The following is a 17,047-nucleotide window of genomic DNA, read 5'->3' on the forward strand; positions in this document are numbered from 1 at the left end:
TTAACCTGAAAACCTTTTATTACAGAAGGAAAAATCGCCCTCTGAGGCGATTTTTTTGTTTACGAGAAAAATGGAAAATATTAGAACCAAACTGCTGGAACTAATCTCCTCAGCAGACAGCATAGTAATTACTACGCATATCAGTCCGGATGGAGATGGTTATTGTGCAGCTCTTGCCTTGCAAAGAATAATTTCTTTTTTAGGCAAGAATTCGTTGCTGGTTACCGATAACGATGACCTTAGCCGCTATAACTATTTGCGGGACGGGAAAGGCAATGAAAAACGCTTTGCTATGCTTAATGTGGAAGACCTGAATTTTGCCTTGGCTATAGTTCTGGATTGTAATTCTTATGACCGCTTGGGGAATAGACGAGCTTTAATTGATAAAGCGCAATTAACGGTAGTGCTTGATCACCACGAAAAAGAGAATAACCTGATTCCAGCTGAACTAAGCTACATTGAACCTGCTTTTGCCTGTGTAGGGGAAATGCTTTATGCCCTTTTTGAACCGGAAATACTGGAAATGCCTGATGCCGATTGTCTATTTGTGGGCAATTGCCTATATACAACTATCTTAAACGATACCAATAACTTCGTGAACGCCAATACCGATGCCGCGGTATTTATTTTTGCCTCCAAATTGGCATACCTGGGAATTAAGCCCAATGAACAATACCGCCATTTCTTTATGAATCACTCTGCAGAGGAAATGCGTTACATTGGAGAAACCCTTGCTACCATTGAACTTTTTTATCAGCGCCGGATTTTAACGATGTATTCCACTGCTGCGATGAGCAGAGATAACAATATTGATCCCGAAAGTATTATGAATGCAACGCGTTGGGTGCAAGGTATAAAAGGAATTGAGGTAATTATATACTTAAGGGAAGAGCAAGAAGGGGTCTATAAAATCAGCTTGCGGTCTGAGACCGTTGATGTGAACAAAATTGCAGTTCCTTATGGAGGTGGAGGTCATAAACAGGCAGCGGGTTGTTATCTATATGGCAAATTGGAAGAAGCAAAAGAGAAACTGCTGAAGGATGTTATCAATGCCATCGCTGTCCCGAAAGAATAATGCTTTTCTGGCTATTGATAAACCTGCCGGTATCACCTCTTTTGCGGTTATCAGAGAACTGCGTAAAATTACCGGCATTAGAAAAATCGGGCATACCGGAACGCTTGATCCTTTCGCTGAGGGATTGCTTATTTGCTGTATCGGTTCCTTCACTCGTTTGGCGGGTTTTTGTGAAAGAGAGGATAAGACCTATACTGCAACAATGAAATTGGGGGAAAAAAGAGATACCGGTGATCAGGAAGGGGAAATAATTGCTACGGCTTCAATTCCCGAATTTAGGGATAAACTGGATAGCTTGGCAAAGAAGGCATTGCAAATTAACGAACTTTCCGTTCCAGCATATTCCGCGGTTAAAATACAAGGGAAAAGAGCTTATGAACTGGCACGCCAAAAAGAGCAATTCAATTTACCGAAGCGGGCAGTCCGGATAACGGAGTTTGAATTTCTACCCCTGAATACAGAAAAGCCCGATGAACTTAGTTATCGTTGCCGAGTAAGCAAAGGAACCTACATAAGGGCATTAAGTGAATGGCTGGCAGAACAATTAAACACAGTTGCCTATACCACTTTTCTTAAACGAGAAAGCATTGGCAGGATAACATTACAGAATGCCGTTAAGTTACAGGAGCTGAATAGAGATAACTGGAGTGATTACGGTCTTGATTATAACAAAGTATTTCCTTTGTTTTCCTGCCGTAATTTAACTGAGGATGAATTTGCCAAAGTGATGAATGGAACAGATATAGCGCTTGCGGAAGAGAACGCTGAAAACTATCTTTTGCTGTTCAATTCCGAGCTTTGGGCAATCGGAAAAAGAAACCAAAACCTTATCCATCCTGAAATAGTGCTGAAATGAATAGAAGAAATTTAAAACGGAAGAACGGAATCCTCGTCGTTCCACTTACAACCAGCTTCTTTCTATATAACGAATTTTGCGGTAACGAAAGAACCAGCCAAGAAAGGGCAATGCAAACATCGCTCTACCGGGGTTACAATCGGAAGAACGATGTCCTCGTCGTTCCATTTACAACCAGTTTCTTTCAATATAACGAATTTTGCGGTAACGAAATAACCAGCCAAGAAAGGGCAAAACAAACATCGTTCTACCGGGGTTACCAATGACAAAGAATTCGGTTTTAACCATTGGGACTTTTGACGGCTTGCATTTGGGGCATCAGAAATTGCTGCAACGGGTAAGAGAAATAAGCAAAGCGGAAGGTTTGCAAAGTGTTGTCCTCAGCTATAAAGACCATCCTGCTTTTGTGTTACGAGTTCATCCTTTGCCCAAAATGTTGTGTCCCGCAGTTCTCAAAGAAAGGGAACTGAAAAATTTGGGTATTGAAAGGGTGGAGTTGCTGAATTTTACTTCCGAACTGGCAAAGACGCCTCCCTTAAAATTTTTGCAGGAATACATCATTCCCCAATTTCAGCCCAAAGTAATTGTAATGGGTTATGATTCTCATTTCGGGCATTTGCGTCAGGGCAACTATCAGTTTCTCTGCAAGCATTCCGGGGAGCTTGGTTATCGGGTAGAATATGTGGAACCCCTGCTTTATGAAGGTAAACCAATCAGCAGCAGTGTTATCAGGAATTTATTGTTACAGGGGCAAGTGGAAGGAGCCGATCTTCTTTTAGGTAAACCTTACCGTTTATTAGGCACAATAGGACACAGTAATTCTCAGGGCAGGAAAATTGGCTTTCCCACTGCCAATTTGAATTTGCTAAGTCCTCATCAATTGATTCCCAAAAATGGAATCTACCTCTCTAAAGTGTATTGGCAGGGCAATGTATTTTTCGGGTTGACAAATATCGGTTGCAGTCCAACCGTGAAAAAAACGGGAATTATAGAAATAGAGACCCATATTCTTGATTTTACGGGTGATCTTTACGGTCAATATCTGGAGCTGGATTTGCTCCGTTATTTGAGAGAGGAAAAGATGTTTCACAGCATTGATGAATTGCGTGTTGCTATTATTAGCGATATTATTACGGCTCGCTTAATGCTGAAGGAGTTTGCCTAAGTGAACAGTCCTGCGTTTCAGCCATTAGCTTTCTTGGAAAAAGTAAAAAAAGGGCTGCCAGGTATGATTTTGGCAGAGAGGGGAAATGCGTAACTTTCTATCTCATCCTTCGTTTATTATGAGAAAGCGGAATTTCCTGTCTGATTTCAGCTGCATTTTATTGCTAATGTTACCGTTATTTGGCTATGCTGTTTCTCCTTTGCAGGTTGTTGCCGGCAGTGGGATTAAAGATACCGAAGACAGCAAGTTATATCACTTTCGCTACCATAATTTGGAAGATGCCTATCATCTATCGGGTCCAAAAACCTGGGCTGTGCGTTTCAATTTTCAGGGTGCATATCCTTTGTCTGATTCTGCTTCTTTCGCTTTAAATAGTTTTAAAATCTATTCTCCCTATCCCAATTTGGAAATGCGGGTTTCTTTATGGAGCGAACAATATGGCGGCAATAACGAATTAAACTATTTTCCAGGCACAATAATGCCGGGAGGGGACTGGCAAACAATAACTCTATCGGAAAACCCGGCTGTTATTACCTTTCCTGCTGTTCAAAATCCTTTGCGGATTGCCTGGTTAGTGATGGATTTTACTTTGCCTGTAAGTGATAAATATTTAAGTGCTTCGGTAGGAACCGGTAAGAACAGTTTTTATTACAATACTGAAGTGCAGGGCAATGAATATTGGCAAAGTTTATTTACTGCCGGTTTTAGTTGTGAATTACGGGTTAGTGCTATAGGCGATTTTAATTTAAGCAATACGAACCTGGAATTACTTAGTTTTTCTCTTCCGGAAAACATTTTGCCCGGTTCAAATGTTTCACCTTCCGTAACTGTTTACAATCACAGTCAATATTCCTTCAGCGACACTTTGGAAGTTAATTTCACCAATCCTTCACAGGAGCTTAATCAAACCCTGCAAATTCCTTTATTGAATATTAGTCCGCGGGATTCTCTTAGGGTGGATAGTTCTGAAAGCATTTCTTTCGGAAGAAATCCTACTCAGATAAAGGTAACTCTTGCCTTTAAAAATCATCCCGGGATAATTCTTGCGGCGCGTTATTACAATATTTTTCAGGATACAGGAAGCTGTCATCTGGTAGAATATTTCCGGCGTTATGCATCCGGGATAGATGATTTGCCTCAGGAGACATCTGATGTTCATCATTTGCTCTATTTTCCCAATCAGTCAGATGAGCTTTCCAATTTATCGGCGGTGCAAAGATTTAACTATTACCAGTTCAATTCGTTACCGCTAACCGTAATAGATGGTTATAAAAGGTTTTATATGCAGGTTGCAGCCAATTCGGAACAAGTGCTTACTGCCATTTCTGCAGCCCAGCAAAAGCGAAGTTTTATTTCCCGTAGCAATTGCAGCGTTAGTATTCTTGATCCTGAAACCCCGGAAAATTTACTGGTAAATATTGAACTCTATAACGATAGAACTTCTTTATTTGAATGGAATTCCACCTCTGCTCTCAACCCCAAATTTTATGCCGGGATTTTTGAAAGTAATCAATTTACCGGTGGTGAATATTTTTCCCTTAAAAAATGGCTTGCTTTTGAGATCCCTTTCAGTGGCACTCTGAATATTGGTGATAGTGTAGCAGTAGAAATTATTATCAATACTACGGAATTGGATTCGCTAAAATCCTATCGCATATATTACTGGCTGCAAAATCCTTATAACAGCGGGGGCACAATTTATTACGCTAAATGGGCAGAGCTTCCTTTGAATTTGGTAGTTTCCAATGCCGATGAAGTTCTTCCGCAACCCGTTATTTCCATCTATCCCAATCCTTTTAGGGGGAAAGGGATGTTAAATATATCATCTTCTTTCTATCCTGCCAGTTACACGGTTTACAACATCAAAGGGCAGAAGGTCTTCAGTATCGGTAAAAGCTTTAAAGAAACTGCAATCCCGCCTGAAATTTTCCCTGCTTCCGGCATCTATTTTTTGCGTTGTGAAACCTCAAACAGGGGCAGAGTAATTCATCAAACCCGAAAAATAACAGTTATAAAGTGATATCTTATTATGACAGAACATATTTCCGTAGCCGAATTATATCAAAAAGTTAATCAGGAAATCAGCGGCTTATATCTGGTAGCCGAAAAAGAACTCCGGGAAGGGAAAAACGACCTTTACTTGCGCCTTAAACTGCAAGATAAAACAGGAACCATCTCAGCTAATGTATGGAAGGACGCTGCCAGGCATTCCGATGAATTTGATGCCGGCGATATTATCAGCGTTCAAGGAACCGTTGTAAATTATAAAGGGCAGGTTCAGCTTTCCATTACTAAACTGCGTTTTGCCGATAAATCCGAATATAATTTGGATGATTACTTAACGCGGAGTAAAATTGAGCCGGAAGTTCTTGGCGACCGTTTTTTTGAATTTGTGGATAAAGTGCGGCAACCCTATCTGAACAAGCTGCTTCATCTTATTTTTGACGATAAGGAGTTCTTTACTAAATTCCTCCGGGCACCTGCAGCTAAAAGCTGGCATCACAATTATATCAATGGACTTATTGAACATACGGTTGCCGTTGCCTCGCTATGTGAATTTGCCTCTACTTTGTATCCTGTAGATTATGATTTACTCATCAGCGGAGCATTATTGCACGATGTAGCCAAAGTTCAGGAATATGCTAACTTGGGCAATATTGATTTTACGGATGCGGGACGCCTGATAGGGCATTTAGCGCTTTCCGATCAAATAGCGTGTGAAAATGCCTCTAAAATTCCAGGTTTCCCTGAAGAATTGTTGCTAAATTTGCGTCATTTGATTCTCTCTCATCATGGAGAATACGAAAAAGCGTCCGTCCGTTTACCGCAAACCCTGGAAGCGATTGTCCTTCACCATTGTGATAATCTGGATGCCCAAGCAAAAGGCGTAACCCAAATTATTGAAGCTGCCCCGCCTTTTGCGGTTTGGACAGAATATGACAAACTGAATAACCGCTACTATAAAATTTACAGACCAGTTTAGGACTTATGTTTCAGACCGTTATTATTGCCAGTGGCAGTAAAGGTAATTGCGTTTTAATTCAAACCGAAAAGACCGCTCTGCTATTAGATGCCGGAATAAGTATGCACAGAATTATGGATTGTCTGGCATCATTAAAGGTAGAGCCGGCAAAAATAGACGGCATTCTCGTAAGCCATGAACATTCCGATCATATCAAAAGCGTAGGAGCCATTTCCCGCAAACTGAAAATACCCGTTTATATCAATAGACCTACTCTTTTTTCCTGTGCCGCGCGTTTGGGAAATGTGCAGGACAGAATAGCCCTTTTCAATACGGGTAGCAGTTTTGCGATTAAAGATATAGTTATAGAGCCGTTTTCTTCCATTCACGATGCTGCCGAGAGCTGTAATTTCGTTTTTTATCAGGATTCCGAACCCAAACGCAAATTGGGAGTGGCTACAGACCTGGGTTATCCTACTCAATTATGCCTTTTGAAATTAACCGGAGTAAGCACTTTAATTCTGGAAAGCAATCACGACGAAAGAATGCTGATGGAAGGTCCCTACGATTGGAAACTTAAACAGCGCATTCACGGAAATCAGGGTCATCTTTCCAATATGCAAGCAGTTGGCTTAATTTCTGCCCTGGTTCATCCCGGTTTAAAAAACCTTATTCTGGCACATCTAAGCGAGATAAATAATTTGCCTTCTTTAGCAGAACAGACAATGCAGGAATATCTGGATAGCATCCGCAGCGATATAAAACTGTTTATTGCCGCCCAAGATAGACCTACAGCCCTGATAGATATTTAAATGGTCACCTTTCTTTGAGTTAAAATCGGCTTTTTTCAAGCCAATTCTATCTTTTCTTCCTTGCGGATAGCTTTCAAACTCTTTCCGCATTTACGGTTGCCTTCTGCCGATTTTGACACCAAGAAATTGTCTGCACTGGCTTCTACTCTCTGGAAATTATCTTACTGCAATTCCATAATTATCAATCTATCAAAGAAATTCCATCCTTACTCTTTTGCAATTTGCAGCCATTGAGATTCCCGTATCTTTCCCATATCGCGATACCGGAACGATACGGGAGTTATATCGGAAGATTATGAGGAAAATTCCGGGATGAGAAGACATCCTATATACTTTCCCTATTGAAAAGATATAAAAGAAAAAAGAGGATTTATGAACAAAGAGAAAAAGAGAAAAAGAGATTGAATTTGGCGAGATGGCGAGATGGTGAAATAGCGAGACGGGAAGAGATAGATAGCGAAATAGATTTTTTTACAAAGAGAAAAAGGGAAAAAGAGGATTTTGAACAGAGAGGAAAAGAGAAAAAGAGAATAAATTGAGAATGGAGAATTGAGAGTGAAGGGTGAACGGTGAAAAGTGAAAGGTGAACGGTGAACGGTGAAAAGTGAAGGTGACAGAAGGGAAAGGAAAACTTAGGTATTCATATCATTTATAGAAGCACATTCAAGTTTATAAATCCCAAAAATCCCGATAATCCTGTTCATCCCAGACCTATTATTTTTCTCTGCCCTCTGCCCAAAAGCCCCTTAGGGGCTTTTTTATTCGGAAGAACGATGTCCTCGTCGTTCATAAGAAACATCAACCCTCTAAACCTTCTCAACCTGCTAAACCATATTTTCCTTTTATGTCTTCTCAATATGATATGTATATAATCCGGCAGCCAAGAATCAGGTAAGAGATAACCTTTTATGATTGATAACTAAAAGAATAATATTACATTAAGTTATTGGGGTCAATATCTATCTGTTTACGAATATGGGAAGGGCAATTATAGGCAGAATTGAATTGCCTGATTGCCTCTTGTAATACGGTTACGGTTTGGGCTTTAAAAATTAGATGGTAGCGGTAATAGGAGCTGATTTTGCTGAAAGGAGCCGGAGCAGGACCTAATAGAAACAATTGAGGCACAGGAAATTGTTTATGTAATTTGTCAGCTGCTTCGTGAATATTGGCCACTTCCTTTTTTAACAGCTCCAGATTCGGACTCTGAAACAAAATTCTGGCTAAGCGGTAATAGGGCGGATAGTAAAGCTTTTTGCGGTAGCCCAATTCCTCTGTGGCAAAAAGAATATAATTTTGTTGACTGGCAGAAACAATGGAATAATGTTCCGGGTTATAAGTTTGAATAATCACTTCTCCAATTTTGTCTCTACGCCCTGAGCGTCCTGCAACCTGAGTAAGCAATTGAAAAGTTCTTTCGGCAGCCCTGAAATCAGGCAAATTGAGCGAAATATCTGCCATCACGATGCCCACAAGGGTAACCAGTGGAAAGTCCAAACCCTTGGAAATCATTTGTGTTCCCAGTAAGATATCCACTTCCCTGTTTTTCATACGATTATACATTGATTTATAGGTATCCCTTTTGCGTGCCGAATCCGAATCCATCCTTAAGATTTTTGCTTCGGGGAAAAGGATTTTCAGGTTCTGCTCTATTTTTTGAGTTCCCGGAGCTCCATAGGTGAAAGAATAGGAACCGCAATGAGGACATTTACGAGGACTGGGAATTGTGTTGCCGCAATAGTGACATTGCATTTCTTCACGGTCACGATGATAACTCATACTGATTTCACAATTCTGGCAGGTTATCAGTTTTCCACATTTCAGGCATTGCATAAAGGAAGAATAACCCCGGCGATTTTGAAAAAGAATAACCTGCTCCTTCCTTTGCAGGCGTTTATCTATTGCCTCTAAAAGGAGGGGAGAAATTAAGCTCTGGTCATATTCATCGCATAAATTTACTACTTGCACATTGGGCAGGCAATAATCCAGGGGACGGTTTTCTATTTTTTGTAATCTATACTTACCCGTTAAGGCATTATGCCAGGATTCCAAAGCGGGAGTGGCGCTGCCTAAAATTACTTGGGCATTTTGCAGCTGAGCTCTCTTAATGGCTAAATCCCTACCTTGATAACGAGGGGTATTTTCCTGTTTGTAAGTTCCCTCATGTTCTTCATCTACAATAATTAAACCCAAATTCGGTAAAGGGGCAAAAACGGCACTGCGGGCTCCAATTACAATTCTCTTCTCTCCGCTTTTAATTTTCTGCCACTGGATTAAACGGTCCTTTTCGGTTAGCTGACTATGCTGAATAGCCAGTATTTGTCCGAAATTACTTTGAAAGCGATCCACCATTTGCGGAGTGAGAGCAATTTCCGGAATGAGAAAGATAACGGTTTTATCGGCAGCTAAATAGCGTTTGATAAGTTCCATATACACTTCCGTTTTTCCGCTGCCGGTGATGCCATAAAGCAGATTTACATTAAAAGTGCCGAAAGCATTGTTAATATCTGCTATGGCTTGAAGTTGAGCATTATTTAGCGCTATCTGTTTCACTTGCGGAAGACCTTCAAAAGAAAGAGATTCGGGATCAAAACGATGCGGTTCAATTTTTATGAATCCCTTTTTTACTAATGCCTTAACTGCACTGTAAGAAATGGTGGAACTGATATTGGACATTGGAAAAGAGTTCTCTTCTTCTTTAATTTGTTCCCATGCCTCCCGCTGTTTTAAGGGAAGGGAATCTTCCGCCACAGGGGGCTGCAAACGAATGATATAATTAACTGTTCGGGGCTTATCCTTATGATTAAGTTTGCGCTCAATTTTAATGAGACCCTGCTCTTCCGCTTCTTCAATTCTTTTATAAAGAGGATAGGAAGAAAGCTCTTTGCGTAAAGTTTTCAGATTGGCATTATCACTTCCGGCAATTGCCTTTTTTAAGGGAAGAAACTGTTCCGGAACTTCCTCCGCCAGCCAAATTACATTTGCTTCCAATTCAGGTTGCAAACGCGAAGGTAACATTGCAAAAAGTGCCCTGCCAATTGAACAATGATAGTAGTTAGCCATCCAGTAACCTAATTGCATCAATTCCTGGCAGAGCACGGGAACTGTATCCAAAACCTCTATAACTGCTTTATAGCTAATGTTTTTAGCGGTTTCAGGCACTGTTTTTCTGCCGCATATACCGGTCCATAAACGGCCTGAAAGATTTACTATTACTCTGGCTCCTTCCCTTATTTCCCCAGGTGAACAATAAACCAGTTCCCTCGGTATTTCTAATGGTAGATGAATGATATAATATTCCATATTGCTACGGTTTTGCCCGGGCTGTAGTTTGTCAACTTCAAAAAGTGGAAAAATCAGCGGGAACGGTCATACCCTTACCCTCCGCTCTTCGTCCTCTGCCCAAAAGCCCCTTAGGGCGACACCGGATGGTTGATCTCCTCGTCAACCCCTTCTTGTGCTTGAACGACGAGGACGTCGTTCTTCCGAATAAAAAAGCTCCAAAGGGCGACATTGGATGGTTGACGTCCTCGTCAACCCCTCGTAAAAATGCGGAAAAAATATCTCTCCGCCCTCCGCCCTAAGGGGCTGTTTCCCGAGATTACTTCATTAACAGCATTTTGCGGATTTGGGTAGAACTTCCCGCTTGGATTTTAGCGAAATAAATTCCGCTGCTTACCGTTCTACCGTTATTATCTTTTCCATCCCAAATTAGCTTGTGTTCTCCGCTGTTTAGTTTACCCTGAAAGAGGTCGCGGACTTTTTGTCCTTTCAGGTTATAAAGAGAAAGTTCCACTTCTCTGGTTGTAATATTAGAGAAGGCAATGGTAGTGGAAGGATTGAAAGGATTGGGATAGATAGATATCCTGGTAACCGGAGCTACAGTTAAATCTTCTGCGCTATCGGGTCTATTGGAGACCTTAATTATGCCGCTATAAGTTCCCGGAGAAGGAGGTACGAAAGTAAAACTGGAGGCATAGTCATAACTGTAAATTTGGTCTGCCAGGTATATTTTTACGCTGTAATTTGCGGGCAGGTTTACCTCGCTAAGATTAAATTCTACGGGTGAATTAGAATAGCAGTCAAGTTTGAAGTGCCAGATTTTCTCCTGAGTAATTGCCTCGGCAAGGGGTTCCTGAAATTCTGCAGAAAGCAGAGGATCACGAAAACCGGTATCTTCTGCTGCTTCTCTGGTTAAATATAATTTCAGGGAAGGAAACGGTTTTACCGGCGCTGCAGGTAAATCCAGATAAAAATCGTAGCCATCAGTAGCAATGGGATTGGTGCCCAAAATGAAGGTATTGCTATCGCTATCTACGGAAGAAGCCGTAACCTGGAATTGCCAGAAATTTTCCGGAGGAGTAATTTCCGGTGCTTCAAAATAGGGGTAAAAATCAATATAAGTATTGAGGGCTTGGTCGCCATAGTATTTAATATAAAATGCCTCAAAGGGCTCAATGGTATCTACTGCCTGAAACATTCCGTTACGATAAACAAATACGGCTCGGGAAACAAGGTTCTGAGCAATCATTTCACTGTAGAGGAACTGATTGGTCTGGATCCGAAACCTTAAATTATGAACAGGATAACGGCAATAATGAGGATTGGCAATAAAATTCCAACCTGGTTCCAAAGGGAAGGAATCCAATTCCGTAGCACAAATATCGGCAGTGGCAGAAAAGAAATTAATCTCCGGAGCGTTAACCCAATAGGCAATGCCAAAAATGAGGTCTTCGTTTTCCAGCCAGGTTCCTTCATTGGTAGGGGTAAAAGCTACTGCCCCGGTGCCGTAAATACTTTCTACCGAGGGTATTAAAGATGGCCAAATAAGGGAGCGCGTTTGCCAGCCGGATTCATTATAGTGTAAAATCATCCGCGGTATAAGACCAAAAGTGTAAGTTGCCGCAAAGGTCTGCAAAAAGCCATCCACAGCATAACAATCAACATAAAAACGGGCATTTTGCATATCTGCAACAGCAGGAACATTATAGCTCCAGCTGCTTTGACTGGCAGGTATATTTCCGGTTAAAAACAAGCTGTCGGTTTCATTTTTAACATATAAATCCAGATGGTCAATCAGAAAACTGTTTTGAGCGCTCCACTGGAAGTTTATATTGGTGCCACCTTGATAAAGATGGTTGTTCTGATTGTTGAGAACTATTTTGGGTTGCAGGTTTCCCCAATACAAAGTCATAGTTCGCACACCCGTATTGGTAACGGTAAATTGATACGGTCCGCTGAATAGATTGTGCCAGGTTCCGTTTCCGGAATCGTAAAGATAAAGTTTTTCGGCACGGCTGAAATTATTGGAGGCAGTTAAATATAGAGGTGTATTCAGTTGTGTAGCATAAATTCTAAGCGTCCAGGTTTTAAGGTCTAAAGCTGGATCATAGCCACTTTTAACTTCGCGGGAAAGAGATGTTCCGCTGGAACTCCAATAAGGTTCCCAAAAACCTGCCCACACATAATTTGGTCCTGAAGGATTTGCTTTAGTTACATCGTAATAAGTATCCTGGCTATCGGAAGCATAAGGATTTTGAGCAAAATAAACAGTATCTGCCAAAGTAGCTGTGGAATTTGTAAGGCACAATGAATGGATAGGTCTAACTGCAGCCGAAACAGGGTAATTATAGAAAAATTCCTGATTATTGTTATTTGTGCAGCTAATCATATAATCCAAATTCTGACCGTTAGTAACATTGTAATCCCAAAAAGTGTAGGTGGTAGCTGTAGTATTAGCTAATAGGGGATTAGACAGATAGGAATCAAGTAAAATATAATCCGATTGGGATGAAACTTTCCGGTAAACCTTGTAACCCAGATTATTGGTTTGTCCTGAAACACCCCAATAAAGACGCACAGCATTATCCAAACCGTGAGCCATAAAAGAATAGATATTGGCTGGAGCAGGAACAGTAGTAACTTCATTGGAAAGTAGCGAATAATTGCCGTTTTTATCCTTAGCTCTAATTTTAAAGTAATAGCTGTTCTGATAGCTCAAGCCGGAAATTGTAGCAGTTTCACAATTGGGAGAAGCCAGCACTGCATTATTGTTGCGATCATAAACTGTATAGTTATCATTGCCGATAGGAGTTGTGGCATAGAGCACTTCAAAAGTATCAAAATCGTAGCAATCAACAGGTCGCCAGCTTAAAGATATGGAATATAAAGATTGATTTTGAATAGCTAAACCTGCAGGAGTAGGAGGCGTTAAACCGTCATCCATTGCGAACATATCATCCAAAACGCTATTCAGATCATAAATCCAACGCAGATAGTATAGATTGAAGTTATCAAAAAGATGGTCAAAATTCCAGCGCTGCAATGCTTCATTCCAGCCGTAAAACCATTTATAGGTGTTTTCGGTTAATTCATAAGAATTGGGTAATTCATCCATCTCTGCATGTAAAAAAGGATCATACACATCATAGTCAGTAGTTCCACTTTGCGTATATAGCATTTGATAGTTTTGAGAATAGGCAGGTAAATCAATATTGTTATTTACGGCGTAGTTATTTTCTCCGTCATCAAAGGTAAAAGGATATATACCATAATTTACTCCATAAAAATCGTTAAGAGTAACCTCTTGATGAAAACCTACGGTATTTGCCGGAATCATTATATGGTGACCTTTATTGATCATATCCAGTTTACGGCTGGAAAGGTCTCTAATAGGTAAATTAGGACAGAGGCGATTATAACCGGCTGAAATTTGAACATTAGGATAATAGGGATGAAAATTCCAGTCGTAACTATGAATTTGAGGGGAAAATTCCCTAAAACTAAATACCGCTCTAAGCTGATCGGCAAATTGCTTATAACAAACATTGAAAGGATGATTAGCTGTGCGGGTAGGATCAGATAGGGATTTGGAATTGGTATAAGTGCCTGAATTTGTCCATTTAACTTCTCTGCCTGCACCATTGATCAGTAAAAATTGCCCATCCCAAATTTGAAATGCTTCCCAAGCAAAAGCCGGAGTAGGAAAATCATCACAAGGATGAGGAACGGTTACAATAATGGGTCTGCTGCCCGCAGGATTGTATAGATATAAACCCCAACCGTAAGCAAAAGCACCGCTTTCATCATCATAAGTATCAGTTGTCCCATTATCATCATAAAATTCAGCATTGGGAATTTCGCGCAACATTCTATAGGAGATGCCACTATCTGTATCGTTAAAAATAACTACCTGATAGGGGAAACCTGCTGCATCAATAGCTGCCTGGGCTTCATCAAAAGAAGCTGCTAAAAATAAGCTCACAATATTACCCCATGTAGTCAGCTGTTCAGTTGTAGGAATTACAAAATCCCCGAATCCGTTGGTCTGGTTATCATAAGGTGCATAAGTATTATAGCCGTTTATAACCACCCCTTCCGCCAAATGAGAAATCCAATTGTCATAAGCGCAATTGGGTTCGTGCCCATATAGGAAATGCTTTAAGGAAGCGGTTTCCTGAATTACTGCTGCTAAAGGTAAAACCAGCAGCAAGCTAAATATTATCATCCAATACCTTTTCATCTGAACTCCTGATTTCTTAGGTTCTGCAAATTTCTAAAATGCATTCATTGAGCGGTTTCAAATTTAGTCAAGAACAATATGCAGGTAGGGCGAAACCTGCTTCCGGAAAAAACGACATCCTCGTCCGGAAAAACGACGTCCCCGTCGTTTTTATAAATATTTTAATCCTTGGTTGACGAGGACGTCAACCTTCCGAAAGAACGACATCCTTGTCGTTTTACTAATATGGTTGACCAGGAGGTCAACCTTCCGAAAGCGCGAAACCTCCTTCCGGAAAGACAACATCCCCTTCCGGAAAAACGACATCCTCGTCGTTTTTATAAATATCTTTATCCGTGGTTGACGGGGACGTCAACCTTCCGTAAAAAACGAGGTCAACCTTCCGTAAAAAACGATGTCAACCTTCCGCAAGAACGAAACCTCCTTCCGAAAGAACAGCATCTTCTTTCAATCAATATTTTAGCAGTCGGATTGCAGGACTGCTAAAAACACTTGACAAAAAGCCAGGATTGATTATTTTATCTCCAGAACACAATGAATAAACAATAAGGAGATTAAACATAATGGCAGACAAGAAACCTAAAGAAAAGGGAAGCTTAAGCATTCATACCGAAAACATCTTCCCGATAATCAAGAAATGGCTCTATTCACAGCACGATATTTTCCTGCGGGAACTTATTTCCAATTCCGTGGATGCTATTTCCAAACGCAAATATGCCGATCCCAACTTCAAAGAAGAAGAGATGAAAGTGGAAGTGAAACTGGATAAAGGCAAAAAGACCATAGAAGTGATAGATAGCGGTATCGGAATGACTGCTGAAGAAATAAAGAAATACATCAATCAGATTGCTTTTTCGGGTGCCGAAGATTTTATTAATAAGTATAAGGACATCCAGAGCAATATGATCGGGCACTTTGGACTGGGCTTTTATTCGGCTTTTATGGTTGCCGATAAAGTGACTATTGATTCTCTTTCCTTTACCGAAGGCAGCGAACCGGCATACTGGGAATGTGATGGCAGCACGGAATACATTATGAGTAAAGGCAAACGCAAAGAAGCTGGGACTACGATTACGGTTTATCTGAATGAAGAAAATGCGGAATATGCTGAAGCCGATAAAATTAGGGAAATTCTGGAGCGCTATTGCAACTTTATGCCCTATCCGATTATGTTTGAAGGCAAACAGGTAAATCAGAAAGAAGCGCTTTGGAATCGTAAACCCACCGAAGTGAAAGAGGAAGAATACATAGAGTTTTACAAGAATGTGTTTCACGATTATATGGATCCTGTGTTCTGGATTCATCTGAATGTGGATTTTCCTTTCAACCTGAAAGGGATATTGTATTTTCCCAAGCTGCGTAATGAGCCCGATTTCTTCAAAGGGGAAGTGAAACTATTTTGCAATAATGTGTTTGTAGCGGATAATCTGGAAGACCTTATTCCGGAATTTCTGCTGCTTTTGAAAGGTGGCATAGATATTCCCGATATTCCGCTTAATGTTTCTCGCAGTTTTTTACAGAACGATGCTCAGGTGAAAAAAATCAGCCAGTATATCGTGAAAAAGGTCTCTGACCATTTTAATAATACTTTCAAAGAAGACCGCAAAAAATATGAAAGTTACTGGGAAGATATTAGTGCCTTTATCAAATTCGGTTTACTGAAAGATGAGGGCTTCTTTGAGGCAATGAAGGATATCATTATCTTCAAATCCGCCAGCGGTGACTATGTAACTATTGAAGAATACAAAGCCCGCAATAAAAGCGAAGACGATAAAACAAAGATTTGGTACGCAGCCAGCGAAGATACTCAGGTAAGCTATTTGAACTTAATGAAAGAACAGGGAATTGAAGTTGTTTTTCAAAACAGCCCTCTGGATACCCATCTCTATCAACAGCTGGAAAGCAAACTGGATAAAGTGGAATTTGTGCGGATAGACAGCGAAGTGAATGACCTCCTGGTAAATAAAGAAGGGGTTGCAGGGGACTCTGAAGAAGAACTGAAGGAACTATTTTACAGAGCATTAGACCAAAAAGTTGAGGCAAGTTTCAGCAAAGATAGTTATGCCGATTATGTGAAGAAATTCCCGCAGGCAGCAACTCTTTTAAGCCCCTATCTAATTCAAAAAGATGAGCAGACCATCATCAAACCCTTTGAGCTGCCTGAAAATGTGCGTAAAGAACTGGGCACTGAAGCAATGCAAGCTCTTGAAGCTAATGCTTTTACCGATATTAAAGTGGAAGTGAAAAGCTTGAAAAGCCAGGAAATACCTTCAATGATTGTGTTTAGTGAATATATGCGGCGCTGGCATGATATGGATTTGCTAACTCACCAAAACTCCTCCTCCGATATGCTGAAATACCATACATTAGTAGTAAATCGCGATAATCCTATTATCAAAAAGATTCTCACATTACACGAACAGGGAAAAGAAGATGTAGTTAAAACCCTTTGCTCCTATATTCACGACCTTTCTCTATTGGAGCAGAAACCTTTCAGTGGCAAAGAATTAAAGAGTTTTATTGGCAAAGCCAATCAGGTGCTTAGTTACTTAAGCGAATAAAAAAAATTGCAGGGTTTAAAAAACCCGAAGGTATAAACTACAGGGACTTTTATAAAAAAAACAGTCCCTGTATTTTTTTCCCCTTAAGAGGTGA

The 17,047-nt window shown here is 40.5% G+C and carries 11 protein-coding genes; 9 read left to right on the forward strand and 2 right to left on the reverse strand.

Features of this window, described 5'->3' with window-relative positions; genetic code table 11:
- The first annotated feature begins 70 nt into the window (after positions 1 to 70).
- The 8 genes from PLE33_00050 (at position 71) to PLE33_00085 (ending at position 7,409) form a co-directional block, all read left to right on the forward strand.
- Positions 71 to 1,075 carry a bifunctional oligoribonuclease/PAP phosphatase NrnA gene (locus tag PLE33_00050; GenBank protein ID HPS59637.1) on the forward strand — a complete coding sequence of 335 codons (1,005 nt, stop codon included), beginning with the start codon at positions 71 to 73 and terminating at the stop codon, positions 1,073 to 1,075.
- Positions 1,050 to 1,931, forward strand: coding sequence for a tRNA pseudouridine(55) synthase TruB (gene truB / locus PLE33_00055; protein HPS59638.1), 882 nt, complete (start codon positions 1,050 to 1,052; stop codon positions 1,929 to 1,931). Before PLE33_00050 ends, truB begins: the two co-directional genes overlap by 26 nt.
- On the forward strand, positions 1,928 to 2,197 hold the full coding sequence (locus tag PLE33_00060) for a hypothetical protein (protein ID HPS59639.1): 270 nt from the start codon (positions 1,928 to 1,930) through the stop codon (positions 2,195 to 2,197). The genes truB and PLE33_00060 overlap by 4 nt, the downstream gene beginning before the upstream one ends.
- Positions 2,194 to 3,096 (forward strand): riboflavin biosynthesis protein RibF, encoded by a 903-nt coding sequence (gene ribF, locus PLE33_00065; GenBank protein HPS59640.1) that lies wholly within the window; start codon positions 2,194 to 2,196, stop codon positions 3,094 to 3,096. The genes PLE33_00060 and ribF overlap by 4 nt, the downstream gene beginning before the upstream one ends.
- An 85-nt stretch (positions 3,097 to 3,181) precedes the next feature.
- A complete protein-coding gene (locus PLE33_00070) occupies positions 3,182 to 5,116 on the forward strand; it encodes a T9SS type A sorting domain-containing protein (protein ID HPS59641.1) in 1,935 nt (644 codons plus the stop codon).
- A gap of 9 nt (positions 5,117 to 5,125) precedes the next feature.
- Positions 5,126 to 6,079, forward strand: coding sequence for an HD domain-containing protein (locus PLE33_00075; protein HPS59642.1), 954 nt, complete (start codon positions 5,126 to 5,128; stop codon positions 6,077 to 6,079).
- A gap of 5 nt (positions 6,080 to 6,084) precedes the next feature.
- Positions 6,085 to 6,870, forward strand: a complete 786-nt coding sequence (locus tag PLE33_00080; GenBank protein HPS59643.1) for an MBL fold metallo-hydrolase — start codon at positions 6,085 to 6,087, stop codon at positions 6,868 to 6,870.
- 341 nt (positions 6,871 to 7,211) lie between these two features.
- On the forward strand, positions 7,212 to 7,409 hold the full coding sequence (locus tag PLE33_00085) for a hypothetical protein (protein ID HPS59644.1): 198 nt from the start codon (positions 7,212 to 7,214) through the stop codon (positions 7,407 to 7,409).
- 394 nt (positions 7,410 to 7,803) lie between these two features.
- On the opposite strand, the gene priA is transcribed toward PLE33_00085, so the two are convergent.
- Together priA and PLE33_00095 are read right to left on the reverse strand one after the other, a co-directional pair.
- Positions 7,804 to 10,173, reverse strand: a complete 2,370-nt coding sequence (gene priA, locus PLE33_00090) for a primosomal protein N' (protein ID HPS59645.1) — start codon at positions 10,171 to 10,173, stop codon at positions 7,804 to 7,806.
- A 298-nt stretch (positions 10,174 to 10,471) separates the two neighbouring features.
- Positions 10,472 to 14,392 carry a T9SS type A sorting domain-containing protein gene (locus PLE33_00095; protein ID HPS59646.1) on the reverse strand — a complete coding sequence of 1,307 codons (3,921 nt, stop codon included), beginning with the start codon at positions 14,390 to 14,392 and terminating at the stop codon, positions 10,472 to 10,474.
- A gap of 563 nt (positions 14,393 to 14,955) precedes the next feature.
- Here PLE33_00095 and htpG point away from each other — a divergent pair.
- Entirely contained in the window at positions 14,956 to 16,953 is a 1,998-nt protein-coding gene (gene htpG, locus PLE33_00100) for a molecular chaperone HtpG (GenBank protein ID HPS59647.1), read from the forward strand.
- Positions 16,954 to 17,047: the final 94 nt, after the last annotated feature.

This window comes from Candidatus Cloacimonas sp., assembly GCA_035403355.1.
In the GTDB taxonomy this organism is placed as follows: Bacteria; Cloacimonadota; Cloacimonadia; order Cloacimonadales; family Cloacimonadaceae; genus Cloacimonas.

Coding starts and splice junctions, on each gene's coding strand:
- PLE33_00050 (HPS59637.1), top strand. CDS start 71: ATGGAAAATATTAGAACCAAACTGCTGGAACTAATCTCCTCAGCAGAC.
- truB (HPS59638.1), top strand. CDS start 1,050: ATGCCATCGCTGTCCCGAAAGAATAATGCTTTTCTGGCTATTGATAAA.
- PLE33_00060 (HPS59639.1), top strand. CDS start 1,928: ATGAATAGAAGAAATTTAAAACGGAAGAACGGAATCCTCGTCGTTCCA.
- ribF (HPS59640.1), top strand. CDS start 2,194: ATGACAAAGAATTCGGTTTTAACCATTGGGACTTTTGACGGCTTGCAT.
- PLE33_00070 (HPS59641.1), top strand. CDS start 3,182: ATGCGTAACTTTCTATCTCATCCTTCGTTTATTATGAGAAAGCGGAAT.
- PLE33_00075 (HPS59642.1), top strand. CDS start 5,126: ATGACAGAACATATTTCCGTAGCCGAATTATATCAAAAAGTTAATCAG.
- PLE33_00080 (HPS59643.1), top strand. CDS start 6,085: ATGTTTCAGACCGTTATTATTGCCAGTGGCAGTAAAGGTAATTGCGTT.
- priA (HPS59645.1), bottom strand. CDS start 10,173: ATGGAATATTATATCATTCATCTACCATTAGAAATACCGAGGGAACTG.
- PLE33_00095 (HPS59646.1), bottom strand. CDS start 14,392: ATGAAAAGGTATTGGATGATAATATTTAGCTTGCTGCTGGTTTTACCT.
- htpG (HPS59647.1), top strand. CDS start 14,956: ATGGCAGACAAGAAACCTAAAGAAAAGGGAAGCTTAAGCATTCATACC.